The organism is Mycobacterium sp. 1165178.9, from assembly GCF_001673555.1.
Taxonomy (GTDB): domain Bacteria; phylum Actinomycetota; class Actinomycetes; order Mycobacteriales; family Mycobacteriaceae; genus Mycobacterium.
In genome coordinates, this window is record NZ_LZMB01000048.1 from 1 (window position 1) to 22,954 (window position 22,954).

Genomic DNA, 22,954 nt, shown 5'->3' on the forward strand with positions numbered 1-22,954 from the left:
TGGCGTGGTGTTTCCCCGCGGTGCCCATGGTCGTGCGCGCACCGGCGGCCAACCCCCGCTGAGCTTTCAGCGCAGCGCGGCGGTGCCGTAGCCCCGCTTACGGTGATCGGGGTGGATCCAGATCCGGACGTCGACTTCGCCCCGGACCAGCTCGCCGAACACCATGCCGACTTTCTCGCCGGAGTCCACGGCCACGAACCATGCAGCCTCTTCGTCGGCGACACGGCCGAGCGCGGCCCTGATCTCGTCGTCCACGTTGCCGGCGGGTCCACCGGAGCCGTCGCCGGCAAAGCCGATGTCCTCGGTGCGCACGGCGAAGATGTCGCGGTCGGTCGCGGCGGAGAAGGGCCGCAACTCCAGCGTCTCGCCCAGGCTCGCCGGACGCTCGCCCAGGGTGAAGCTCAGCTGTTTGTTCAGGTCTTCGAGCTCGGCGAGGATCTTGCGCCGCGAATCGATGGTGAGCTGATCGAACGACATGCCCATCACCGCTTCTGCGGCGACGTGCGACGTGTCGAGCAAGCGAACGATCGCCTCCACCGCGGCCGCCTTGTTCTCCGATTCCACGACGACGTCGGCGATTTCGTGCCGTCGTTCAAGGGCTTTCAACAATGCGTCCGCGATTTCGCGGCGGGCGGCTTTGCGGTCCTGGTCGGTCATTGCACCAGCCTAGAACGCCGGTGGTGTCACCGCGCTACATCGACGGCTTCCCAGCTCGCCGAAGCGCTGATAGCGATCCTCCACAGCGCTCGCCCAGGCGGGGTCGGGCTCGACGGTGCGCTCGATGCGCGCCCATCGGGCGGCATCGGCGATGGTCGTTTCCAGGCCGACCGCCATGCGCGCCAGGAAGGCCGCTCCCAGCGCGGCCCCTTCCGCGACTCCGGACACCTCGACGGGGCGCCCGGTGGCATCGGCGATGGCCTGCAGCCATGGCCCGACTCGGGTGCCGCCGCCGGTGGCTACGATGCGCGAGACCGGCGCACCGCCGAGTTCGATGAGCCTGCGGACCACGAAGCCGGACGCCTCATAGGCGGCCCGCCGTAGCGCGGCGGCGTCGTGAGTCAGATCCAGGGCCTCGAGCACGCCCCGCCGGTCCCGATCGTGAAACGGGGTGCGCTCACCGCGCAGATAGGGTGCCCAGACCGGAACGCGCCCGGGTTCGACGGCGGTCGGGTCCGCCGCTGCCACAACGCGATCCACCCAACCCAGGAACAGCCCGCCCGCATTGCTGGCCCCGCCGATCTGGCTCTTGCCGGGCGTGGTGTGCGGAATGGTCCACAATCCGGGCATCTGCCGGGCCTCCGAGATGGTGGTCCACACGATCAGCGTGGTGCCGCACATCACCAGCACGTCGCCGTCGCGATCGGTGCCGGCGACGATCTGTTCGCACAGCGCGTCGATGGCGCCGGTGGCCAGCGCGGCATCGGTGCCGCGCACCTGCCCGACTACGGCCCCCATGCTCTCGACCCGGGGCATCTGCTCGACGGCCGCGCCGCGCTCGGCGCAGGCTTCGGGATTCCAGCCGGTCCCGTCGAACAACGGGAACGCCGTGGCGGCGGTGGCGATGTCGATCACGGGCTGGCCCGCCAGCGCGTGGTTGGCCACCGCGGGCGCGGGCCAATATCCGGCGGCGCCCGGCGCGTGGGCGGCCGTCCAGCGCAGGAACTCCGCGGCCTCGCCGAGCGCGGGCAACGGCTGCGCGTCGCCGTCGGGCGTGCGGCCCCTGCCGTCCCCGTAGAGGAGTCCCGGCGTGATGGGCGTGCCGCTGTCGTCGACCGCGGTCATCGACGGCACCATCGCCGAGACGGCCGCCGCCGCGATGCCGGGTTGGTGGATCAGCTCGCCCAGCGCTGCCGACGGTCCACGCCGCCACGCCGCCTCGGCGTCGTGCTCCAGGCGGTCGGGTGCCGGGACCCGCAGCTCGTGCGGGATGCGCACGCGGCCGGTCACGTTGCCGTCGGCGTCGGCGGCTATCGCTTTGACCGCGGTGCTGCCGACGTCGATGCCGATTGTGACGTCTTTGCGTGACACGGGCGTCACCGTACGCCAGCATTGGCACTCGTGACGTCCAAACCGCGCGCCTTGGTGACCGCCCCGATGCGGGGAGCGGGCTTCGCCAAACTGCGCGAGCTGGCCGACGTGGTGTACGACCCTTGGCTCGAGCAGACGCCGCTGCGCATCTACAGTCCCGAGCAGCTGGCCGATCGGATCACCGCCGAGTCCGCCGAAATCGTGGTGGTGGAAGGTGATTCGGTGCGCGGCCCGGTGTTCGAGCAGGGCGTGCGGGTGATCGCGTCCACCCGCGGCGACCCCAACAACGTCGACATCGCGGGCGCAACCGCGGCCGGCATCCCGGTGCTCAATACCCCGGCCCGCAACGCCGATGCCGTCGCCGAGATGACGGTGGCCCTGCTGCTGGCCGCCACCCGTCACGTGCTTGCCGCGGACGCGGATGTACGCAGCGGCAACATCTTTCGCGACGGCAGCATCCCGTATCAGCGATTTCGAGCGGCCGAGATCGCAGGACTCACCGCGGGCCTGGTGGGCCTCGGCGCCGTCGGCCGGGCGACGCAATGGCGGTTGTCCGGATTAGGCCTGCGAGTCATCGCGCACGACCCCTACAACCCCGATGCCCGGCACAGCCTCGACGAGCTGCTGAGCGAGGCCGACGTGGTCTCGCTGCACGCCCCGGTCACCGACGCCACCGCCGGCATGATCGGCGCGCGGGAGTTCGCCGCCATGCACGACGGCGTGGTCTTCCTCAACACGGCGCGCGCCCAGCTGCACGACACCGATGCCCTGGTCGACGCGCTGGCCGCGGGCAAGGTGGGCGCAGCGGGGCTCGACCACTTCGCCGGCGAATGGCTGCCGGTCGATCACCCGCTGGTGAGGATGCCCAACGTGGTGCTGACGCCACACATCGGGGGCGCCACCTTCGACACCGAGGCGCGGCAGGCGCAGATGGTGGCCGATGACCTGGAGGCGCTGCTGGCCGGCAGGGCGCCCGTTCATATCGTCAACCCGGAGGTGTTGGGGCCATGAAGCACGTCGACAACCCGGAAGCCGCGGTGCTGGACGCCGCCAAGGACATGCTGCGCCGCGGCCTGGTCGAGGGGACAGCCGGAAACATCTCGGCCCGGCGCGCCGACGGCAACGTCGTCATCACCCCGTCGTCGGTGGACTACCGCGATATGCAGCTCGACGATCTGGTGGTGATCGACGCGGACGGCTCGGTGCTGCAGGCGGCCGAGGGCAGGTCGCCGTCGTCGGAGATGCAACTGCACCTGGCCTGTTATCGGGCCTTCGACGACATCGGCAGCGTCATTCACAGTCATCCGGTGTGGGCGACCATGTTCGCCATCGCCCACGAATCGATCCCGGCGTGCATCGACGAGTTCGCGGTGTACTGCGGCGGCGACGTCCGGTGCGCCGACTATGCCGCATCGGGCACGCCCGACGTCGGCATCAACGCCGTGAAGGCGCTGGAGGGCCGCGGCGCGGCGCTGATCGCCAACCATGGCCTGGTGGCGGTGGGACCGCGGCCCGACAAGGTCTTGCACATCACCGCCCTGGTCGAGCGGACCGCCCAAATCGTTTGGGGCGCACGCGCACTCGGTGGCCCCGTGCCAATACCAGACGACGTCAACCGCAACTTCGCATCGGTCTACGGCTACCTGCGCGCCAACACCTGATGCGCCCGATCCGGTTGGGCCGCGCCAGCGTGACGCGAATCCTGGAACTCCAATTCGACCTGAAAACAAGCTATTTCCTGCAGACGCCGCCGTCCGGCTGGCGGGACAATGCCGATCTGCTGGTGCCGGACTTCTTCGATCCCTCGACCGACGTGTGGCACATCGCGGTCCAAAGTTGGGTCATCGAAGTCGACGGGTTGACGGTCGTCGTGGACACCGGTGTCGGCAACGATCGCCAACGCCCGCACATGCCGCCTCTGGACCACCTGAACACGGGCTTCCTGGCCGCGCTGCGTACCGCTGGCATCGACCGCACCGCCGTGGACGTGGTGGTCAACACCCACGTCCACTCCGACCATGTCGGGTGGAACACGATGCTCGAGAAAGATGCATGGGTCCCAACCTTTCCCAATGCCCGATACCTGGTGCCGGCCGCCGACTACCGCCACTTCGCACCCGATGGGCCCGCGGGCGAACAGCCCGGTGACAGGCTCGTGTTCGCCGACAGCGTGCTACCCATCGACGCGGCGGGCCAGCTCGTCCAATGGTCGGACGACTACCAGATCAGTCCGTCGCTGCGACTGCGGCCCGCGCCCGGACACACGCCGGGCTCCTCCGTGCTGTGGCTGGACGCCGGGCAGCCGGCGGTCTTCGTCGGCGATCTCACCCACAGCCCACTGCAGCTGCGCCGGCCGGCCGACGCGTGCGCCTTCGACGTCGACGCGCCCGCCGCCGCGCTCACGCGCCGGCGGATATTCACCGAGGCCGTCCAAGCGAAGGCCGCCTTGATCCCCGCGCACTACCCGGGTCACGGTGGCGCAACGATCCGCGCGGTCTCCGACCGGTTCGACGTTGCCCAGTGGCTGGACATCGAATCTCTCTGACGCCATTCACGGGGCGAGGCCCGGTGCGCGCGGGCGAACAGCCGGCTGAAATAGCCGGGATCGGATATCCCGACCCGCCTGGCCACTTCCGCGACCGACAGGTCGGTTTCGGCCAGCAGCACGCGGGCGGCGGTCATCCGGCGGTCGGTGATCCACTCCCCGACAGTGCGTCCGGTGCGGCGGCGTACCACCGTCGTGAGGTGGCCCGAGGTCATTCCGAGCTCGCCGGCCACGTCGCGCAGCGACAACGGCCCGGCGTGACGCCGGTCGATCACTTCGAAGACATCGGCCAGCAGCGGTTCCCCGCTGCGTCGCAGCTGGGCCACCACCGGCCCCGCCAACCGCGCAAGGTCGATCAACAACAGGGTCAGGTGCGCCAGCGTCGCCTGTCGATAACCATCCTGGCGCTCGCGCAGTTCCATTTCGATCGAACCGATCGCGGCGTCCCACGCCGTCCGCCGCACCGCGGGCACGTCGAGGCGCAGGATGCCGCCGACCTGTCCGTGCAGGAATGGGAACAGCAGCGGGTGCGCCCGCCACGCCGGCCACGGCGATCGCGCGTCCTCCCCGAGCGCGGCCGGGTCGAAGAACACAGCCACCCCGGCGTCACAACGATCCAGGCGCTCGGGGTCGAGCACCTGGCCCGCGGCCGCCACGTAGACCAGCCCAGCCGCGGGCAGGTACCAGAGCGCGGGGAAGTCGTGAATGTGGCGACCGCGCTCGATGAAATCCTCGGGACCCGACCGCACCACCGATACCGGGGGCGTTTCCGGATCGGTGCGGTACTCGTAAATCGGCACGCCCGCGCGCTGCCGAACCAACCTAGCGGGCCGCGTCATACACCAAAGATAGTCCCATTTTCACCAAGGATCACCCAATTCTGTGGGGATGCAGCGGTTCACCATGGACTCTGTGACCAAACATCATCCACATGATTACCTGCCGGCCGCCGGCCACGATGCGCTACTCCCCTGCTACGACGTGATCAGCCGCTTGTTGGGCATGAACCGGGTCTATGAGACTTTGATCGAGCAGGCGGAGCTAGCCGAAGGCCAGCGCGTCCTGGAAATAGGCTGCGGCACGGGCAATCTCACGACCCGGGTCAAACGGTCACATCCCGCCGTGGAGGTGATCGGATGCGACCCTGACCCCCGCGCGCTGGATCGGGCCCAGCGGAAAGGGCACGGGTGCAACGGTATTCGGTTCGAACAGGGCTACGCCGAGCAGCTACCGTACGCCGACGGCGGTTTCGACCGGGTGCTGTCTTCGATGATGCTGCACCACATCGCCGATGACGCGAAACCCGCCGCGGCGGCCGAGGTGTTCCGCGTCCTGCGCCCCGGCGGCAGGCTGCACCTGGTCGACATCGGCGGCGACACGACCACCGAACACGGCCTGGCGGCGCGGCTGATCAGGCGCAACCGGCACGCCGCAGGCAACTTCGGCGACGCGATTCCGCGCCTGCTGTGCGGGGCCGGTTTCGACTGCACTGAGGTCGCCACGCATCGGCAGCGCATGGTTGGACGACTCACCTACTATCGCGCGACGCGCCCCGCCTAGCGGCCGCTCGAGGCGGACTGGTGGTGATTCGTAGACGCCTACGATGTCAAACATGGCGCCATACCGCGTAGTCCAGTGGTCAACCGGCAACATTGGCAGCCGAGCGCTCGGCATCCTGCTGGACCGTGACGACCTCGACGTGGTCGGCGTTCATGCCTTCGGCTCGGACAAGGTGGGCCGCGACGCGGGCGCGCTTGCCGGCCGCGCCCCGATCGGCGTGGCCGCGACCGCCGACGTCGACGCTTTGATCGAGCTGCGGCCGGACTGCGTGAACTACATGCCCCGCGTCATCGACTACGAGCTGGTGATCAGGATGCTGCGCTCCGGCATCAACGTCGTGACGACGGGAGATTTCCTGACCGGTACCCATCACCCGGCCGAACTCCCGGCGCTCGAGGAGGCGGCGCGGCAGGGGGGCGCGACATTCCTGGGCACCGGATTCGAGCCGGGCTTCATCAACGTCGTCGCCGGGTTCCTCACCGGTGCCTGCCGACGGATCGACAGCGTCACGCTCGTCGAAACATTGGACTGCACAACCTATCCCGTACAGGACGTGTGGAAGGTGCTGGGATTTGGCAAACCACCCCGTGAGCCGGTGACGCACCTGGATCCGGAGACGCAGCGATACGGCTTCGGCTACTTCGAGACGCTGGACATGATTGCCACAATGCTGGGCACCGAGCTCGACTCCAAGGAGGCATTCGTCGAGCCCGCGGTGCTGACAAGGGATCTCAATCTGGGCTGGGTGGACTATGCGGCCGGAACCGCCGGGGGGCAGCGTCGCACCTATCGCGGCTATCGTGGTGGCCGCCCCGTGGTCGAGCTGGCCATCTGCTGGACCATGAGCGACGACGCGCTCGAACCGAAATGGAACGACCCGAAAGGCTTCAGCGTGGTGATCGACGGCGAACCGTACGTCGACGCGACGATCCGGTTCGGCCACCCCGGGCAGGACGTGATGACGGTACTTATGGACAGCACCGCGGTCGCGGCGGTCAACGCCATCCCGTTTCTCTGTGACGCGCAACCCGGCGTCATTACCCCGATCGACCTGCCGATCACCGGATCCCGGGGGGCACTCGCCTAACGCTGGTCGATCCCCACCTTCACCGCGCCGCTTTCGCCCTGGTTGGCGATGGCCAAGAAGGCGTCTCGCCATTGCTCCAGCCGGAAGGTGTGAGTCAGCATGGGGCGCAGATCAATTCGGCCGGCCGCAACCAGGTCGAGGTAGTGGGCGATGGCGTGCTTGCGCTGCCCGTCCACCTCTTCGACGCCGAAGGCGTTGGAGCCGACGTACGAGATCTCCTTGAAGTAGAGCGGGCTGTCCTCCCAGCGCCCGGGGGCATGAACACCGGCCTTCACCAACGTCCCCCGCGACCGCAGGACCCGGACGCCGACTTCGAAAGTTTCGGGCTTGCCGATGGTGTCGTAGACGACGTCGACGGCGCCCGGGTGTGCCATCGGCAGACCCTGCAGCGGCTGGCGCAGCCGGCCACCACCCCAGGCGACCAGATCCTCGATGACGGCCAGCCGCGGTTCGTGCGAAAGAACTTTCGCGGCGCCGAACCGGCGGGCCAGTTCGGCCTGCGCGGCGAAGCGCGCCACCACAGCGACGGCCACGCCGGGATAGAGCGCCCGCAGGATGGCGACCGCACACAACCCCAGCGAGCCGGCCCCGTACACCAACGCGGCACCGGCCTCGGGCGGCGGATGGCGGGTGACCGCGTGCAGCGACACCGAGAACGGGTCGGCGAGCACGGCCAGCTCGTCGGGAATCGAGTCCGGCACGGCGAACAGCATGCTGTCGTGGGCGGGCATCAGCTCGGCGTAGCCTCCCGTCACGTCGGCCGAGACCCCGGTGTGAATGCCGGGCTTGATGTCGCCGTCGGCGAAACTCCAGCACAGGGTGTAGTCACCGGCTTCGCATGCGGGACAGGGCGGTTGGATGCCACGCGGCCCGCAGGACAGCCACGGATTGAGCACCACCCGCTCCCCCACCTGCAGCCCCCGGGCCTTGGGGCCCAGCGCCACCACATCGGCGACCACCTCGTGGCCCATGACTTGCGGGAACGAACAGAATGCCGCCATGGCGTTGTCGGTGTCGCCCTCGCCGAAATCCATCAGGATCTGCTTGGAATCCGACCCGCAGATTCCGGTCAGCCGCGGCCGGGTGATCACCCAGTCCTCATGCGGCAGTTCTGGATCCGGTAGATCGCGCAGGGCGGTCGGGGTTTGCGCCAGGTTCTGGGTCAACGGGTTGGCATAGACGGGAACCTCGAAAGGCTCCGGCGGCACGCCGTAGACCAGTGCCTTCATCGGGATGCCATCCCCGCCGCCCCGGCGATGAACGCATCCAGGTCGGCGTTCTTGGCGTCAACGACGGCCTTCATGTCGGGCAGGTAGTGCTCGAAGCGCTCACTGCCCAGAGCCTCGATGATGCCGTCGGCCACCATGTCCGGGGCCACCTTGGGTCCCTGGTAGAGCGGTTCCTCGCTGCCCGGGTGGTCCCAGATCTCGGTGTCGACCGGGCCCGGCTCGATCAGCTTCACCGAGATCGGCGTGTCGTGCAGGTCGACGGCCATCGCCTCGCTCCAGCCGCACAGCGCGAATTTGCTTGCACAGTAGGCGGTTTCGTGGACTATTCCGAGCCGGCCGCCGACGCTGGACACGTTGACGATCATGCCCGATCCGCGTGTCAGCATCCGCGGCAACAGCGCCAGCGTCAGGCGCATCGGGGCGAAGAAGTTGACCCGCATGACGTCTTCGGCCTCGCCCGGGTCCAGTGCGACGACGCTGCGCCGCTTGGGTATCGCGGCGTTGTTGATCAACACGTCGATGCCGCCGAGCTCATCCCAGGCCCGCAGCGCCAAGTCACCCAACCCCGACGTGTCGGCCAGGTCGGCCACGAACATGGCCGATGCGGGTGAGGTGTGCCGGCAGTCGGCCAGCACCTCGCCCAGCCGATGCCACCGGCGCGCCATCAGCCCCACCACCGCGCCCCGGGCGGCCAGCTGTCGCGCCAGTGCCGCCCCCAATCCCGACGAGGCGCCCGTGATGAGCACCCGTTTACCAGCCGCCGCGTACGCCATCAGTCAAGGTTGCCGCGAATCGCGGGAAGCGTACAGTGAGAGAAGCTTGTTATATCGGCTAAATATTAGATTGACTACCTCCGATAGGGGCACAAACATGACCTCCACCAGGTACGAAGGCGACACCTGGGACCTGGCGTCCAGCGTCGGCGTGACCGCGACGATGGTCGCGGCGGCCCGCGCGATGGCCACCCGCGCCGACAAACCGCTGATCGACGACCCGTTCGCCGAGCCGCTGGTCAAGCTGGTCGGCGTGGATCTGCTCTCCCGGCTGGCCAGCGGCGAGCTGGATCCCGCCGAGCTGAACGACGTGCACGACGGCGCCGCGGGGTCCGCCGGGGCGATGTCGCGGATGGCCGACAACATGGCGGTCCGCACCAAGTTCTTCGACGAGTTCTTCCTGGCCGCGACCAACGCGGGTATCAAGCAGGCGGTGATCCTGGCCTCCGGGCTGGACGCGCGCCCCTACCGGTTGGCGTGGCCGGCCGGGACGGTCGTCTACGAGGTGGACCAGCCGCAGGTCATCGAATTCAAGACCCGCTCCCTTGCCGATCTGGGCGCTACCCCCACCGCCGAGCGGCGCGTGGTGGCCGTCGATCTGCGCGACGACTGGCCCACCGCGCTGCGCAACGCCGGCTTCGACCCGTCCCAGCCCACAGCGTGGAGCGCCGAGGGCCTGCTCGGCTACCTGCCGCCCGAGGCGCAGGACCGCCTGCTGGACACCATCACCGAGCTCAGCGCCCCGGGCAGCCGGCTGGCCACCGAGAGCGCACCCAACCCCGAGCCCGGCGCTGAGGAGAAGATGAGGGAGCGCATGCAGACGATCTCCGAGCGCTGGCGCGCGCACGGGTTCGAGCTGGACATGGCGGGGCTGGTCTACTTCGGCGAGCGCAACGAGGCGGCTGGATACCTGGCGGATCGCGGGTGGCGGCTGAACAGCGCCAGCATCCGAGAGCTGTTCGCGGCCAACGGACTTGACCCGCTCACCGACGACGACATGCGGATGGGCGAGATGCTGTACACCTGGGGGATCTATGAGTGAGGGACGCACCGAGGGCGACAGCTGGGACCTCGCGTCCAGCGTGGGAGCGACGGCCACGATGGTCGCCGCATCCCGCGCCGTGGCGTCGCAGGGACCCAACCCACTGCTTGACGATCAACTGGCCGATCCCCTGGTCCGCGCCGTCGGGCTGGACCCCTTCATCCGGATCATCGACGGTGAGATCGATTTCGCCGACGACCCGCTGATGAACCGCAAGACCAGGGCCGAGCAGATCACCGTGCGCACCAGGTTTTTCGATGACTTCTTCATCAATTCCGGTGTCCGCCAAGCGGTGATCTTGGCTTCCGGCCTGGACACCAGGGCCTACCGCTTGTCGTGGCCCGCGGGCGCGGTGGTTTACGAGATCGACCAACCGCAGGTCATCGCGTTCAAGACCAAAACGCTGGCCGGCCTCGGTGCCACTCCGACCGCCGAGCGCCGCACCATCAGCATCGACCTGCGCGAGGACTGGCCAACTGCCTTGCGTGAGGGCGGATTCGACGTCACCCAGCCGACCGCATGGAGCGCCGAAGGGCTGCTACCCTACCTGCCGCCCGAGGCCCAAGATCGGCTGTTCGACAACATCACCGCGCTCAGCGCGCCGGGGAGCCGACTGGCCACCGAACACGTTCCTGACCCCAATTCCTTCACCGACGAGCGCATGCAGCGCATCACCGAGCGGTGGCGGCGCGCCGGGTTCAACCTCGACGCGGGTGACCTGTTCTACCGGGGTGAGCGCAGCGTCGTGGTCGACTACCTGACCGGGCACGGCTGGGATGCGACGGCCTACGCCGTCAGGGAACTGTACGCGCACAACGGCTTCGAATTCCCGGAAGAACTGGTTGCGGCCTTCGGCGACCTGAGTTATGTCGCCGCGACCCTCAAGTAGGGCTCGGGTTAGGGTTCCAACTATGTCACGCAGTCACGACGATGAGTGGGATCTGGCGTCCAGCGTCGGCGCGACCGCGACGATGGTCGCGGCCGGGCGTGCGATGGCGACCAAGGATCCCCGCGGTTTGATCAACGATCCGTTCGCCGAGCCGCTGGTGCGCGCGGTCGGGGTGGAGTTCTTCACCAAGATGATGGACGGCGATCTCGATCTGGATGCCGTCGAGAATGCCTCGCCGGTGCGGATCCAATCGATGGCCGACGGAATGGCCGTGCGCACCAAGTACTTCGACGATTACTTCATCGGTGCCACCGGCGGCGGGGCGCGCCAGGTGGTGATCCTGGCTTCCGGGCTGGACTCGCGCGCCTACCGGTTGCCCTGGCCGCCCGGCACGGTGGTCTACGAGATCGATCAGCCGCGAGTGATCGAGTTCAAGACCGCAACCCTGGCCGATGTGGGCGCCGAACCGACGGCATCGCGTCGCACCATTCCCATCGATCTGCGCGCGGACTGGCCCGCGGCGCTGAAGGCGGCGGGATTCAGTCCGGCGGCGCCGACGGCCTGGCTGGCCGAGGGCCTGCTGATCTATCTGCCGCCGGAGGCCCAGGATCGGCTGTTCGACAACATCACCGCGCTCAGTGCGGCCGGCAGCACCATCGCCACCGAATTCGTGCCCGGCATCGTGGATTTCGACGCGGAACGGGTGCGCGAGATGTCCGGTTCGTTTCGGGAACACGGCGTCGACATCGACATGGCGTCGCTGGTCTACGCGGGCGAACGCAACCACGTCATCGACTATCTGTCGAGCATCGGATGGCAGGCCGAGGGCGTAACGCGTACGGAACTCTTTGGGCGCAACGGCATCGAGGTGCCCGCACCGGAGAACGACGATCCGCTCGGCGAAATCGTCTTCATCAGCGCCAAGCTGACCGGCTCGCCCCCATCGGACTAGAGTCGCCGGGGTCCCTCCCACAGCGCGCTGGTCCCGCTGTAGGACCGTTCGACGTTGTCCAGGATGCCGCCGATGGTGCGACCGAGCAGCGCGCCGAGAGCATCGGGCAGCGACGCCGCGGCCGGTTGCGAGGAGGCCCGCGGCCTCAGCATGTCCAACAGCGATCCGCCCGGGTAGGTCACTATCCGCACCTCGGTGTCCTCGTCCAGTCCGGCAAGGATTTTCGCCCGGCGCAGCGCGGTTCGGAAGCCGCCCAGTTCGTCGACCAAGCCCCGCTCGCGCGCGTCGGCGCCGGTCCACACCCGGCCCCGGGCGACGCGGTCGACGGCCTCGGTGGTCAGATTGCGGCCATCGGCGACCCGCTCCAGGAAGTCCGCGTACACCAAGTCGGCTTCGGCCTCTTGGCGGGCGCGCTGTTCGGGGGTAAACGGGGCCTCGATCGACCAGGCATCGGCATTGGCGTTGGTACGCACGGTTTCCAGCCCGACGCCCAACCGCTCCAGCAGATCACGTAACACCAGCTTGCCGGTGAACACGCCGATGGAACCCGTGATGGTTGCGGGGCTTGCCACGATCGCGTCGGCGGCCACCGCGACGTAGTAGCCGCCGGATGCGGCGACCGCACCCATCGACGCCACCACCGGCTTGCCCCGTTTGCGAGCCCGTTTCACTTCTCGCCACAGGGTTTCCGATGCGGTGACCGAGCCTCCTGGGCTGTTCACCCGCAGCACGATCGCCGACACCGAGTCGTCGGCGGCGGCTTCCCGCAGGGCCGCGGCGATGGTGTCGCCCCCGACGGTGGAATTGCCGAACGGCAGGAACTGGGGACCACCACGCCCGTCGACGATCTCGCCGTCGACGTTGATGACGGCCACTGTCGGCTTGGCGCGGAGGCCGGGAACCGAAGGAACGGGCGGGGTCAGCCGTGACCGGACCGCACCCGCGTAGCGTGACACGTACAGCCGCGGTGGTGTTGTGTCGGAAACATCCTCCACCCCAACCATTTCCGCGATCCGCTCATAGGCTTCGTCCCGGAATCCGATCCGGTCGACCAGGCCTGACGCCACCGCCTCCTCGCGCAACAGCGGGGCACGATCGGCCAGCGCGTCGAGCCTGGCGGCATCGAGCTTGCGTGATTCCGCGACCGCCTCCCACACCTGCTCTTGAACGCTCTGCAACATCCGCGTGACGGCCTCGCGGTGGGCCTCGGTGAATCCGTGCTCGGTGTAACGGTTTACCGCCGACTTGTATTCGCCGCGCGCGACGAATTGGGGTTCGATGCCGGCCTTGTCGAACGCGTGGCGCAGGAAGGTGGCATTGCTGGCGAAGCCGATCAGTCCGACGCTCCCGGCGGGCTGCATCCAGACCTCACCAAACGCCGAAGCCAGGTAGTACGACAGCGTGCCGGGGTAGGTCTCGGCCCACGCCAGTGACGGCTTGGCGGCGGTGAAAGCGACGACTGCCTCGCGCAGCTCCTGCACCGAGGCCGAGGGCGACGCCGTGAGTTGCACACGCGCAATCAGCCCAGCGACCCGCGGATCCTCGGCCGCCCGGTAGATGGCCGCCACAATGTCGCGCAGCGCTGTCGGCCGGCTCCCCCCGCTGATGATGGCCAGGGGATCAAAGCCTGACGTCTCCGGCGGCATCGCGCGCAGATCCAATTCGAGCACGCAGCCGTTGGGCACGCCATGATGACGGGCGGTGTCGACCCGTCCGGCGAGGGCCCGAACCTCATCGACGCCGGGGACCGAAGGCAGGAAAGCGAACATGTCTGCAGACTACCGATGAGCGGCCGTACGGTGGTCGGGTGAGCTTTGCCATCGCTATCCCGCAGTTCGATTACGACGGCTTTGATGGAGCGGGGCTGCGCGCTTTCCTCACACGAGCCGAAGAGCTCGGATTCGAGGGCGGCTGGCTGCTCGAGCAGATCATCGGGCCGGCACCGCTGCTGGCACCGCTGGAGCTGCTGGCGTATTGCGCGGCCTGTACCGAACGGCTGCGACTGGGCGTCGCGGTTTTGGTGACGTCGTTGCACGACCCGCTGCAGTTGGCCGCGGCCGCGACCGCAGTCGACCGCCTGAGCCACGGCCGGCTCGACCTCGGTGTCGCACCCGGCGGCGGTAGGCGACAATTCGCCGCGTTCGGCGTCGACAAGGACACCTTCATCTCGTACTTCACCGAGGGCCTGGAACTGATGAAGGCGGCGTGGTCCGACGAGCCGAGGGTGACGTTTCACGGTCGATTTCGCGACGTCGACGATTTGCCGATTCAGCCCAAGCCGGTGCAGCGGCCCCATCCGCCGATCTGGTTCGGGGGCCTCGCGCCCAAGGCGCTGGCCCGCGCGGTGCGGCACGGCGACTCATTCCTGGGCGCCGGATCGTCGACCACCGAGGCGTTCGCCGGGGCGGTGACCGTCGTGCGCCGCGAGCTCGACGAGCAACAGAAGGACCCCGCGAATTTCACCATCGGCAAACGGGTCTACCTGATGGTCGACGACGACGCCGCCAGGGCCCGGGAACGGGTGCTCGACGGGCTGGACCGCATCTACGGACGGATGCCGGGCGTGCAGGACGTCCCGGTGTCCGGCACACCCGACGACGTGGTCCGCGGGTTGCGTGCGGTCATCGACGCCGGGGCGCAGATGGTGCTACTGAATCCCGTCGGCACGGATGCCGCCGAGAACCGCGAGCAGATGGAACGCCTTGCTGCGGAAGTGATTCCGCAGCTGTCCTAGCTAGGACAGCTCGGTCGCCGAACCGCCTGCGGCGGTGATCTTCTCGCGGGCGCTGCCGCTGAACTTGTGCGCGGTCACCTCGACCTTGACCGTCAGCTTGCCGTCGCCGAGGACCTTGACCAGCGAGTTGCGCCGAACCGCACCCTTGGCCACCAACTCGTCCACGCCGATCGAACCGCCCTGCGGAAAAAGCCGATTGAGGTCGCCGACGTTGACGATCTCGTACTCGGTGCGGAACCGGTTGCGGAAGCCCTTCAGCTTGGGCAGCCGCATGTGGATCGGCATCTGGCCACCCTCGAAGGTCGCCGGCACGTTCTTGCGTGCCTTGGTGCCCTTGGTACCGCGACCGGCGGTCTTGCCCTTGGAGCCCTCACCGCGACCGACCCGGGTGCGGGCGGTCTTCGAACCGCGCGCGGGCTTGAGATCGTGCAGCTTGATCGTCATTTCTTGCTACCTCCGGTGCCCTTGGCCGTCGCCTCGGCCGGCTCCACCTCGACGAGGTGGCTGACCACCGCGATCAGGCCGCGGGTCTGCGCGTTGTCCTCGCGGATCACCGAGTGGCGAATCCGCCGCAGACCCAGGGTGCGCAGGGACTCACGCTGCTTCCAGCGGGCCCCGATGGTGCTGCGCACCTGGGTGATCTTCAGTTGACTGCTCATGGTTGTGCCCCCGAAGTCTGGGCCTCTCGTGCCGCCGCACTGGCCATCGCGTCACTTTCGCGGCGCGCCTTGAGCATTCCGGCCGGCGCAACGTCCTCGATGGGCAGGCCGCGGCGAGCGGCCACCTCCTCGGGACGCTGCAGCAGCTTCAGCGCCGCGACGGTCGCGTGCACCACGTTGATCGCGTTGTCACTACCCAGCGACTTCGCCAGGATGTCGTGCACGCCGGCGCATTCCAGCACCGCGCGAGCCGCGCCACCGGCGATCACACCGGTACCGGGGCTGGCCGGGCGCAGCAGCACCACTCCGGCGGCCGCCTCACCCTGCACCGGGTGGGTGATGGTCCCGCGGATCAGTGGCACCCGGAAGAAGCCCTTGCGGGCCTCCTCGACGCCCTTGGCGATGGCCGCGGGAACCTCCTTGGCCTTGCCGTAGCCGACGCCGACCATGCCGTGGCCGTCGCCGACGATCACCAACGCGGTGAAGCTGAATCGGCGACCACCCTTGACCACCTTGGAGACACGGTTGATCGCGACGACCCGCTCCAGGTAGTTGCTCTTGTCGCCGTCGCGGTCGCGGCCGCCACGACCGCCGTCGCCGCGGCGACCGCGGCTGTCGCGGTCCCCGCGCGAGTCACGGCTGTCGCCGGCGCCCTGTCCGCCGGTCGGCTGCTCCGCCATTATGCGGTCCTTCCAGTCGTGTTCAAGCTCTTCGTCATTCCGCTGTCCATCAGAATTGCAATCCGTTCTCGCGTGCGGCATCGGCCAGCGCCGCGATCCGTCCGCCGTAGGTGTATCCGCCACGGTCGAAGACCACGGTGTCGATGCCGGCGGCCTTGGCGCGCTCGGCGATCAGCTGGCCCACCCGCACGCTGCGGGCTTTCTTGTCTCCCTGCAGGCTGCGCACGTCGTCCTCGATCGACGACGCGGCGGCGACCGTGGTCCCGTTCTCGTCGTTGACCAGTTGCACGTGAATGTGTCGCGAGGACCGGTTGATCACCAGCCGCGGACGCTGCGGGGTACCGGCTACCTTCTTGCGCAGCCGCGCGTGCCTGCGCAGCCGAGAGACGCGCCGAGTCGCGGAAACGCTCTGCCCCAACGGCTTTCGCGCGGCGGTGTCAGCTTTTGTTTGCGCCATGATTACTTACCTGTCTTTCCGACCTTGCGGCGGATCTGCTCACCCTCGTAGCGCACACCCTTGCCCTTGTACGGGTCGGGGCGGCGCAGACGGCGGATGTTCGCCGAGATCTGGCCGACCTTCTGCTTGTCGATCCCGGTGATGGAGAACTTCGTCGGCGACTGTACGGCGAACGTGATGCCGTCCGGAGCCTCGATCACCACGGGGTGGCTGTAGCCCAGCGCGAACTCGAGGTTGGAGCCCTTGAGCTGAACGCGGTAACCGACGCCGAAGATCTCCATCTTGGTGGTGTATCCCTGCGTCACGCCGGTGACCAGGTTGGACACCAGGGTGCGCGACAGTCCGTGCAACGAGCGGTTGCGCCGCTCGTCGTTCGGACGGGTGACCACGATCGCGCCATCGTCGTTGCGCGACACGGTGATCGGCTCGGCCACCGTCAAATCCAGGACGCCCTTGGGCCCCTTCACCGACACCTTCTGGCCATCGATCGTCACGTCGACTCCGGACGGAACCGGAACCGGCTGCTTACCAATGCGAGACATAGTGTTTCGTTCCCTCCCCGCCCTTACCAGACGTACGCGAGGACTTCGCCGCCCACGCCCTGTCGGGCTGCCTGGCGGTCGGTCAGCAGGCCCGAGGAGGTGGAGATGATCGCCACACCCAGGCCGCCGAGCACGCGCGGCAGATTGGTGGATTTCGCGTACACCCGCAAACCGGGCTTGGACACGCGGCGCAGGCCGGCGATGCTGCGCTCCCGGCTCGGCCCGTACTTGAGCTGAACGACCAGCGACTTGCCGACCCGAGCATCCTCGGTCCGGTAATCGGTGATGTAACCCTCGCTCTTCAGGATCTGGGCGATGTTCGCCTTGATCTTGGAGTGGGGCAGCGTCACCTCGTCGTGATACGCCGAATTGGCGTTGCGCAGACGTGTCAAGAAGTCTGCGATCGGGTCCGTCATCGTCATGACAGCGTTGGTACCTTCCTCGCGGTGGTTCCCGGTCCGGGCCTGTCGCGCACCTTTTCTGAGTTGGTCGTGGGGGTTAGGGCTGTTACCAGCTGCTCTTCTGCACGCCGGGCAGTTCGCCCGCGTGCGCCATCTCGCGCAGGCAGATCCGGCACAGGCCGAACTTGCGGAAGACCGCGCGCGGGCGGCCGCACCTGTTGCAACGCGTGTAGCCGCGCACCGCGAACTTAGGCTTGCGTGCGGCCTTGTTGACCAGTGCCTTCTTTGCCATCTACTCAGTTCTCCTTGAACGGAAAGCCGAGAGCCCGCAACAGCGCTCGCCCTTCGTCGTCATTCGTCGCCGAGGTGACGACGTTGATGTCCATGCCGCGGACCCGGTCGATCTTGTCCACGTCGATCTCGTGGAACACCGACTGCTCGGCGAGACCGAAGGTGTAGTTGCCGACGCCGTCGAACTGCCTGGGCGAAAGCCCGCGGAAGTCGCGGATACGAGGCAGCGCGATCGAGGTGAGCCGGTCCAGGAACTCCCACATCCGGTCCCCGCGCAGGGTGACCCGCGCACCGATCGGCATGCCCTCGCGCAGTTCAAACTGCGCGATGGACTTGCGCGCGCGACGGATCTCCGGGCGCTGCCCGGTGATCAGACTCAGGTCGCTGACCGCGCCGTTGATCAACTTCGCGTCCCGCGCCGCATCGCCGACACCCATGTTGACGACGACCTTGGTCACCGTCGGGATCTGCATGACGTTGGCGTAGCCGAACTGCTGCTGCAGCGAATCACGAATCTCGCTGCGGTAGCGCTCTTTCAGGCGCGGCTGAACTTTCTCTGCAGTACTCATCAGATGTCCTTGCCGTTGCGCTTGGAGATACGAACACGCTTGCCGGTCTCCTCGTCGACCCGGTAACCGACGCGGGCGGGTTTACCGTCCGAGTCGACGACCATCACGTTGGAGACGTGGATGGGGGCTTCCTGGGTGACGATGCCGCCCGACTGCGCTCCGCGCTGGTTGGTCGAAATCGCGGTGTGCTTCTTGATCCGGTTGACGCCCTCGACCAGCACTCGGTCGCGTTCCGGGTAAGCCTGCAGCACCTTGCCTTTGGCGCCCTTGTCCTTGCCGGCGATGACCAGCACGGTGTCGCCTTTACGGACCTTCATTACAAAACCTCCGGGGCAAGCGAGATGATCTTCATGAACCGCTTCTCGCGCAGTTCGCGGCCCACCGGCCCGAAGATGCGCGTCCCGCGCGGGTCGTTGTCGGGCTTGATGATCACCGCGGCGTTCTCGTCGAACTTGATGTAGCTGCCGTCGGGACGTCGGCGCTCCTTGACCGTGCGCACCACGACCGCCTTGACGACATCCCCACGCTTGACGTTGCCGCCGGGGATGGCGTCCTTGACGGTGGCGACGATGACATCACCGATGCCGGCGTAGCGTCGCGACGAACCGCCGAGCACACGGATGCACAAGATCTCCTTGGCGCCGGTGTTGTCGGCGACCTTCAGTCGCGATTCCTGCTGAATCACTCGATCTCCTGACCTGGTTGCGTGTGCACGGCAGGAGAACCCACCTGGATGAGCATTCGGCGGGCATGACCCACCAAAAACCTGACGTGCGCGGTCTTTGTCACCGAAGGGCACGCGGGGCCGATTCGCACCGGCCGAGGTCTGCCCAAGGCAACCCCTAGAGTCTAGGGGACGACCAGCTCAGAGCCAAATTCTGCGCGAAGGCGACCGGGATCGGGAACGCCGTCGTCATACGAGGGCATCGAATCGGCGATCAATATGTCGACTGCACGTCCTTGACGTGGGAAAACGCCTGCTGGGCCGCTCGCTGAGAACTAGACTTCCGCAATGTTCTCGGAGACGCGGTATGCGATGAACGGCGATCTGCGCATCGCGTATCGCGCGTCGCCCAGAGGTTCTCGCGACATCGTTTTCGTTCCGAACTGGTTCACGTGCTGCGAGCTTCTTCCGGAGCTACCGTCCGTTCAAGGGTGGGTCGAGGCCATGAGGTCGCTCGGGCGACTGATCTTTTTCGACCAGCCGGGCACGGGAGCCTCGGATCCGGTCACGCCGGAGGCTCTGCCGACCTTGGAGCAGTGGGCCGACAGCATCACCGCGGTGCTTGACCATCTAGGAAGTCGCGAAGCGGTCCTCGTCGCGTTTGATGGCTCGTTCGCGACAGGGGCGCTGTTCGCGGCAACACATCCATCCCGCACTGCGGCGCTCGTCGTGCTTGAGGGCTACGCCATTCCGCAGGCTGAAATGACGACTGAAGCGCCCGCGTCGGAAGAAATCATTGCCGCCGTGGTCGCCATGTGGGGCACGGGCGAGTTAGAGCATGTCTTGAATCCGGACATGCCGTGGAACGAGGAGATCCGCGCAGCTTGGGCTCGATACGAACGCTTGGCGGCGAGCCCAGCGACCGTCGCCCTCATGCAGCCGCTCCTGTCCGAAGTGGACGTGCGAGCGGTGCTTCCGACAATCCGCGTGCCCACCCTCGTCCTCCACCACGCCGACGACCCAATCGCCCTGCCAGTTTTAGGGAAGGACGTCGCCGATCGCATATCGGGCGCGAAATACGTTGAGCTGCCGGGGCGCAACTCGTATCACTTCGTCGAACCATGGCGCGATTCGTTCCGGGAGATCGCGAAGTTTCTGACCGGCGAGCAGCCGAACGTGCCTGAGGACCGTGTTCTCGCCACCGTGTTGTTCACCGACATCGTGGACTCGACGCACCGGGCCGCGGCGATGGGTGATCGGGACTGGCGTGCGTTGCTCGACTCGCACGACGCAATCGTGCGTTCGCAGCTGTCCCGCTTCCGGGGCCGCGAGGTGAACACCTCCGGTGACGGCTTCCTGGCGATGTTCGACGGCCCGCAGCGAGCGATCCGCTGCGCCATGGCAATTCGTGACGCGGTGCAGGCGCTGGGCATCCAGGTGCGCGCCGGGCTGCACACCGGTGAGTGCGAGGTGCGCGGCGACGACATCGGCGGGATCGGCGTGCACATCGGCGCGCGGGTGAGCGCCCTCGCCGGGCCGAACGACGTACTGGTGTCCAGCACGCTGCGCGACCTCGTGATCGGGTCAGGGCTCGAATTCGAAGACCGCGGTGCGCACGAGCTCAAGGGCGTGCCCGGCGAGTGGCGTCTGTTCGCCGTCGCCTCTGCGTAAACCGTTGCCCGTCAATCAAAATGGCGGTGGATCGTCGTCGCCATCGGGCGGTGGCGCGGGACCGACGTAGGCGGCCTCGCGTTCTCGACCTTTCGCTTGCCGTGCCTCGCGGTTGTGGCGCCGTTCGGTGGCGATGCGCGCGGCGCGGTTTTGGGCCCGGGTGGTGCGACGTTTGGGCATCATCGCGGTGCGGTCGGCGCAGCGTTCGGGCCTGGGAGTGGCGACTCCAGGCACGTCGCCGGTGGGAACGCACAAACTGGGAAACAGCAGTGCGCTGCCCGGGGTGGTTACGTAGGTGTGTCCGTCAGGCAGCGTCCAAATCACGGTCCCATCCGGTAACTGTCGGTCGCGCCAACCCCAGAACGTCTTCATCAAATGGTGAAGACGGCACAGCGCCTTGAGGTTCGAGGCGTGTGTGGGGCCGCCGTCGGCGTACGGGATCGTATGGTCGAGATCGCACTCGGTGGCCGGACGGTCGCATCCTGGGGCCCGACAGGTCAAATCCCGGCAGCGCACGAAGTCGGCCAGCGCGGTCGAGGGTGTGTAGCGGGTTTCAGCACCCCCCGGTGTCGCCAGCGGCACCAGTCGCGCCGAGCGGCCCAGCTCGACGACCACCTCGGCCGGGATAAGCCCCTCAACGCCGGGCGAGACGGCCGGGGTAAACCCACGGCCCTCGAGGCTGGCCTGGTCGGCGATCACGTGGATCACGACGTTGCTCTTGGGCGCCGGCGCGCCCGCAGCACAATCACTACGCCCGCAGCCGCACACCAGCCGCGAGCCGCCGGCGGCCAACGCCCCCAACGCATCGGCGCGCCGCTGCGTGGCCGTGCGTGGATCGGCGTCGCACACCGTGGCTGCCACCGCATCGAGGCGGCGGTCGAGGGCTTTGCCGTCGGTGGCAAAAATGCTGCCGGTCAGATACGCCATTCCCGAATCATTGGACAACACATCCACATAGCGATCGGCGACCGCGTCCTTGGCGCGGCGCACCGCGTCGGCATCGACGACGGCCACCACCCGGTCCACCGCGGAGGCTAAGCCACCGCGGGTCAGCGAGGGGCGCCGCGACACCAGCCCCGCAACCTGCGCATCGACGCGGGCCAGTACCTCGGCATCCGTGATCAAGTCGGTGCGAAACACGATCGTCTGAAACGCCCGATAATCGATATCGCCCGCCTGAAATGCCTTACCGACCTGCGGTAATCGGTCCCGCATCGCCATCGCATAGCGCAAGTAGCTATGCCCCATCGCCACGCTGCAGCCCAGCGCCGCACCCACCTGCGCGGCCACCGCGTCCCACGCATCAGCAGACCAGTCCGCGCACTCCCCCGACTGCCGACAACGCAGCACCAGCAACTCACCGGCGGCCACCAGCCGCTCAGCGGCCGCCCGCGCCTCCGCGCGCCCGGCCTCGCGCACGCGTTCCAGCAACGCCGCCGACTCGGGCGTCTCCTGGGACGCATACCACCACTCGAACATGCGTTCGATTATGCCAGCGGCCTACGACAATCAGTCGCCCTGCCGAATCCACGCCACGATGTACAGGCTCATGGCCGTGACCAACGCGATCAGCACCCACTGCACGATCGCCTGATCGATCCACGAACCCGGGGGCGGCGCCCCGGGCAGGATGTTGCGCAGCGGGACGATCGCAAACAGGTTCGCGGCGTACCAGGTGGCGAACGGCGGCAAAAACTTCCTCCGGCCCAGCGCCATGGGAATGGCGACCAGCAGTGCCAGCGTGGGCAGACTGATCAGCACCAGGCAGATCCCGAGGTCGAAGATCAGCGGGCCCTTGGCTCGCTTCAGCGTGATCACCACGTTGCCGTTGTCGGTCGCGCGGGAGGTGGGCAGCGCGCTCGGGTCGTGCACCCGGTTGACGCTGATGTCCCAGCCGTCCAGCGCGCCGGTCACCTCGACGCGGGCCGGCACCTTCTTGCGGTTGTCGCCGGTCCCGACGAACGCGTCGGCCGCGATCGGCTCGGTCTGGTAGGAGTCGAACGGCCAGTTACCGGGGTCGCCGTGCGCCTCGATGGTGGTGCTGAGCTGCGCCGGGGCCTTGCCCTTCGGGTATTGCAGGTCGCCCAGGTCGCTCGTCGGATACAGGCGCACCGCGACATCGTTGGCCAGCACGTCAAAACGATTGTCGTACTGGGCAACTCCGGGATAGGCGAGCACCTC

27 protein-coding genes and 1 pseudogene are annotated in these 22,954 nt (G+C 67.8%); 10 read left to right on the forward strand and 18 right to left on the reverse strand.

Going from position 1 to position 22,954, the window contains the following annotated elements:
• Positions 1 to 69 precede the first annotated feature (69 nt).
• Together A5652_RS02540 and A5652_RS02545 are read right to left on the reverse strand one after the other, a co-directional pair.
• Positions 70 to 657: pseudogene (locus A5652_RS02540) on the reverse strand (GNAT family N-acetyltransferase); the annotation flags it as partial.
• A gap of 9 nt (positions 658 to 666) precedes the next feature.
• Positions 667 to 2,028, reverse strand: a complete 1,362-nt coding sequence (locus A5652_RS02545; RefSeq protein WP_067346357.1) for an FGGY-family carbohydrate kinase — start codon at positions 2,026 to 2,028, stop codon at positions 667 to 669.
• Positions 2,029 to 2,058: 30 nt separating this feature from the next.
• Between A5652_RS02545 and A5652_RS02550 the strand changes: the two genes are divergently transcribed.
• The 3 genes from A5652_RS02550 to A5652_RS02560 are packed head-to-tail and all read left to right on the forward strand — an operon-like array spanning position 2,059 to position 4,573.
• On the forward strand, positions 2,059 to 3,039 hold the full coding sequence (locus A5652_RS02550; protein WP_067346313.1) for an NAD(P)-dependent oxidoreductase: 981 nt from the start codon (positions 2,059 to 2,061) through the stop codon (positions 3,037 to 3,039).
• Positions 3,036 to 3,689 (forward strand): L-fuculose-phosphate aldolase, encoded by a 654-nt coding sequence (locus A5652_RS02555; RefSeq protein WP_067346317.1) that lies wholly within the window; start codon positions 3,036 to 3,038, stop codon positions 3,687 to 3,689. The genes A5652_RS02550 and A5652_RS02555 overlap by 4 nt, the downstream gene beginning before the upstream one ends.
• Positions 3,689 to 4,573, forward strand: a complete 885-nt coding sequence (locus tag A5652_RS02560) for an MBL fold metallo-hydrolase (protein WP_067346320.1) — start codon at positions 3,689 to 3,691, stop codon at positions 4,571 to 4,573. The genes A5652_RS02555 and A5652_RS02560 overlap by 1 nt, the downstream gene beginning before the upstream one ends.
• On the opposite strand, the gene A5652_RS02565 is transcribed toward A5652_RS02560, so the two are convergent.
• Positions 4,498 to 5,412 carry an AraC family transcriptional regulator gene (locus A5652_RS02565; protein ID WP_082983745.1) on the reverse strand — a complete coding sequence of 305 codons (915 nt, stop codon included), beginning with the start codon at positions 5,410 to 5,412 and terminating at the stop codon, positions 4,498 to 4,500. The two genes, A5652_RS02560 and A5652_RS02565, sit on opposite strands and share 76 nt — an antisense overlap.
• A 73-nt stretch (positions 5,413 to 5,485) precedes the next feature.
• Between A5652_RS02565 and A5652_RS02570 the strand changes: the two genes are divergently transcribed.
• Both A5652_RS02570 and A5652_RS02575 read left to right on the forward strand, forming a co-directional pair.
• On the forward strand, positions 5,486 to 6,133 hold the full coding sequence (locus tag A5652_RS02570) for a class I SAM-dependent methyltransferase (RefSeq protein ID WP_369805731.1): 648 nt from the start codon (positions 5,486 to 5,488) through the stop codon (positions 6,131 to 6,133).
• 52 nt (positions 6,134 to 6,185) lie between these two features.
• On the forward strand, positions 6,186 to 7,220 hold the full coding sequence (locus A5652_RS02575; protein ID WP_156745117.1) for a dihydrodipicolinate reductase: 1,035 nt from the start codon (positions 6,186 to 6,188) through the stop codon (positions 7,218 to 7,220).
• Here A5652_RS02575 and A5652_RS02580 read toward each other — a convergent pair.
• Entirely contained in the window at positions 7,217 to 8,449 is a 1,233-nt protein-coding gene (locus tag A5652_RS02580; protein ID WP_067346325.1) for a zinc-binding dehydrogenase, read from the reverse strand. The two genes, A5652_RS02575 and A5652_RS02580, sit on opposite strands and share 4 nt — an antisense overlap.
• Positions 8,446 to 9,222: an SDR family oxidoreductase gene (locus A5652_RS02585; RefSeq protein WP_067346327.1), complete on the reverse strand. Its 777-nt coding sequence runs from the start codon at positions 9,220 to 9,222 to the stop codon at positions 8,446 to 8,448. The genes A5652_RS02580 and A5652_RS02585 overlap by 4 nt, the downstream gene beginning before the upstream one ends.
• 97 nt (positions 9,223 to 9,319) lie before the next feature.
• Between A5652_RS02585 and A5652_RS02590 the strand changes: the two genes are divergently transcribed.
• The 3 genes from A5652_RS02590 to A5652_RS02600 are packed head-to-tail and all read left to right on the forward strand — an operon-like array spanning position 9,320 to position 12,105.
• The gene (locus A5652_RS02590) at positions 9,320 to 10,264 is read left to right on the forward strand and encodes a class I SAM-dependent methyltransferase (protein WP_067346330.1); all 945 of its coding nucleotides are present in this window, start codon (positions 9,320 to 9,322) and stop codon (positions 10,262 to 10,264) included.
• Positions 10,257 to 11,153 carry a class I SAM-dependent methyltransferase gene (locus A5652_RS02595; protein ID WP_067346333.1) on the forward strand — a complete coding sequence of 299 codons (897 nt, stop codon included), beginning with the start codon at positions 10,257 to 10,259 and terminating at the stop codon, positions 11,151 to 11,153. Before A5652_RS02590 ends, A5652_RS02595 begins: the two co-directional genes overlap by 8 nt.
• Before the next feature lie 22 nt (positions 11,154 to 11,175).
• On the forward strand, positions 11,176 to 12,105 hold the full coding sequence (locus tag A5652_RS02600) for a class I SAM-dependent methyltransferase (RefSeq protein ID WP_067346335.1): 930 nt from the start codon (positions 11,176 to 11,178) through the stop codon (positions 12,103 to 12,105).
• Here the strand turns inward: A5652_RS02600 and sppA are convergent.
• Positions 12,102 to 13,874 carry a signal peptide peptidase SppA gene (gene sppA, locus A5652_RS02605; RefSeq protein WP_067346338.1) on the reverse strand — a complete coding sequence of 591 codons (1,773 nt, stop codon included), beginning with the start codon at positions 13,872 to 13,874 and terminating at the stop codon, positions 12,102 to 12,104. The two genes, A5652_RS02600 and sppA, sit on opposite strands and share 4 nt — an antisense overlap.
• Before the next feature lie 38 nt (positions 13,875 to 13,912).
• On the opposite strand from sppA, the gene A5652_RS02610 reads away from it, so the two are divergent.
• A complete protein-coding gene (locus tag A5652_RS02610; RefSeq protein WP_067346340.1) occupies positions 13,913 to 14,839 on the forward strand; it encodes an LLM class flavin-dependent oxidoreductase in 927 nt (308 codons plus the stop codon).
• On the opposite strand, the gene rplO is transcribed toward A5652_RS02610, so the two are convergent.
• The 10 genes from rplO to rplN form a co-directional block, all read right to left on the reverse strand.
• Positions 14,840 to 15,283, reverse strand: a complete 444-nt coding sequence (gene rplO / locus A5652_RS02615) for a 50S ribosomal protein L15 (protein ID WP_064950241.1) — start codon at positions 15,281 to 15,283, stop codon at positions 14,840 to 14,842.
• A complete protein-coding gene (rpmD, locus tag A5652_RS02620; protein WP_067346343.1) occupies positions 15,280 to 15,498 on the reverse strand; it encodes a 50S ribosomal protein L30 in 219 nt (72 codons plus the stop codon). Before rpmD ends, rplO begins: the two co-directional genes overlap by 4 nt.
• The gene (rpsE, locus tag A5652_RS02625) at positions 15,495 to 16,178 is read right to left on the reverse strand and encodes a 30S ribosomal protein S5 (RefSeq protein ID WP_067346345.1); all 684 of its coding nucleotides are present in this window, start codon (positions 16,176 to 16,178) and stop codon (positions 15,495 to 15,497) included. The genes rpmD and rpsE overlap by 4 nt, the downstream gene beginning before the upstream one ends.
• 49 nt (positions 16,179 to 16,227) lie before the next feature.
• On the reverse strand, positions 16,228 to 16,596 hold the full coding sequence (gene rplR, locus A5652_RS02630) for a 50S ribosomal protein L18 (RefSeq protein WP_197513717.1): 369 nt from the start codon (positions 16,594 to 16,596) through the stop codon (positions 16,228 to 16,230).
• 41 nt (positions 16,597 to 16,637) lie between these two features.
• A complete protein-coding gene (gene rplF / locus A5652_RS02635; protein ID WP_066999330.1) occupies positions 16,638 to 17,177 on the reverse strand; it encodes a 50S ribosomal protein L6 in 540 nt (179 codons plus the stop codon).
• Between the two features lie 23 nt (positions 17,178 to 17,200).
• Positions 17,201 to 17,599, reverse strand: a complete 399-nt coding sequence (rpsH, locus tag A5652_RS02640) for a 30S ribosomal protein S8 (protein WP_065074381.1) — start codon at positions 17,597 to 17,599, stop codon at positions 17,201 to 17,203.
• Positions 17,600 to 17,684: 85 nt separating this feature from the next.
• Positions 17,685 to 17,870, reverse strand: coding sequence for a type Z 30S ribosomal protein S14 (locus A5652_RS02645; RefSeq protein WP_007167851.1), 186 nt, complete (start codon positions 17,868 to 17,870; stop codon positions 17,685 to 17,687).
• A 4-nt stretch (positions 17,871 to 17,874) separates the two neighbouring features.
• The gene (gene rplE, locus A5652_RS02650; protein WP_067346349.1) at positions 17,875 to 18,438 is read right to left on the reverse strand and encodes a 50S ribosomal protein L5; all 564 of its coding nucleotides are present in this window, start codon (positions 18,436 to 18,438) and stop codon (positions 17,875 to 17,877) included.
• Positions 18,438 to 18,755 (reverse strand): 50S ribosomal protein L24, encoded by a 318-nt coding sequence (rplX, locus tag A5652_RS02655; protein ID WP_066999320.1) that lies wholly within the window; start codon positions 18,753 to 18,755, stop codon positions 18,438 to 18,440. Before rplX ends, rplE begins: the two co-directional genes overlap by 1 nt.
• A complete protein-coding gene (gene rplN, locus A5652_RS02660) occupies positions 18,755 to 19,123 on the reverse strand; it encodes a 50S ribosomal protein L14 (protein ID WP_003403649.1) in 369 nt (122 codons plus the stop codon). Before rplN ends, rplX begins: the two co-directional genes overlap by 1 nt.
• Positions 19,124 to 19,450: 327 nt before the next feature.
• On the opposite strand from rplN, the gene A5652_RS02665 reads away from it, so the two are divergent.
• Positions 19,451 to 20,773, forward strand: a complete 1,323-nt coding sequence (locus tag A5652_RS02665) for an adenylate/guanylate cyclase domain-containing protein (protein WP_067346351.1) — start codon at positions 19,451 to 19,453, stop codon at positions 20,771 to 20,773.
• Between the two features lie 15 nt (positions 20,774 to 20,788).
• Here A5652_RS02665 and A5652_RS02670 read toward each other — a convergent pair whose 3' ends face one another.
• Complete coding sequence (locus A5652_RS02670) at positions 20,789 to 22,252, reverse strand: HNH endonuclease signature motif containing protein (protein WP_067346354.1); 1,464 nt, start codon at positions 22,250 to 22,252, stop codon at positions 20,789 to 20,791.
• Positions 22,253 to 22,282: 30 nt separating this feature from the next.
• On the reverse strand, positions 22,283 to 22,954 hold a 672-nt coding region (locus A5652_RS02675), incomplete at its 5' end, for a DUF4436 domain-containing protein (RefSeq protein WP_067346363.1).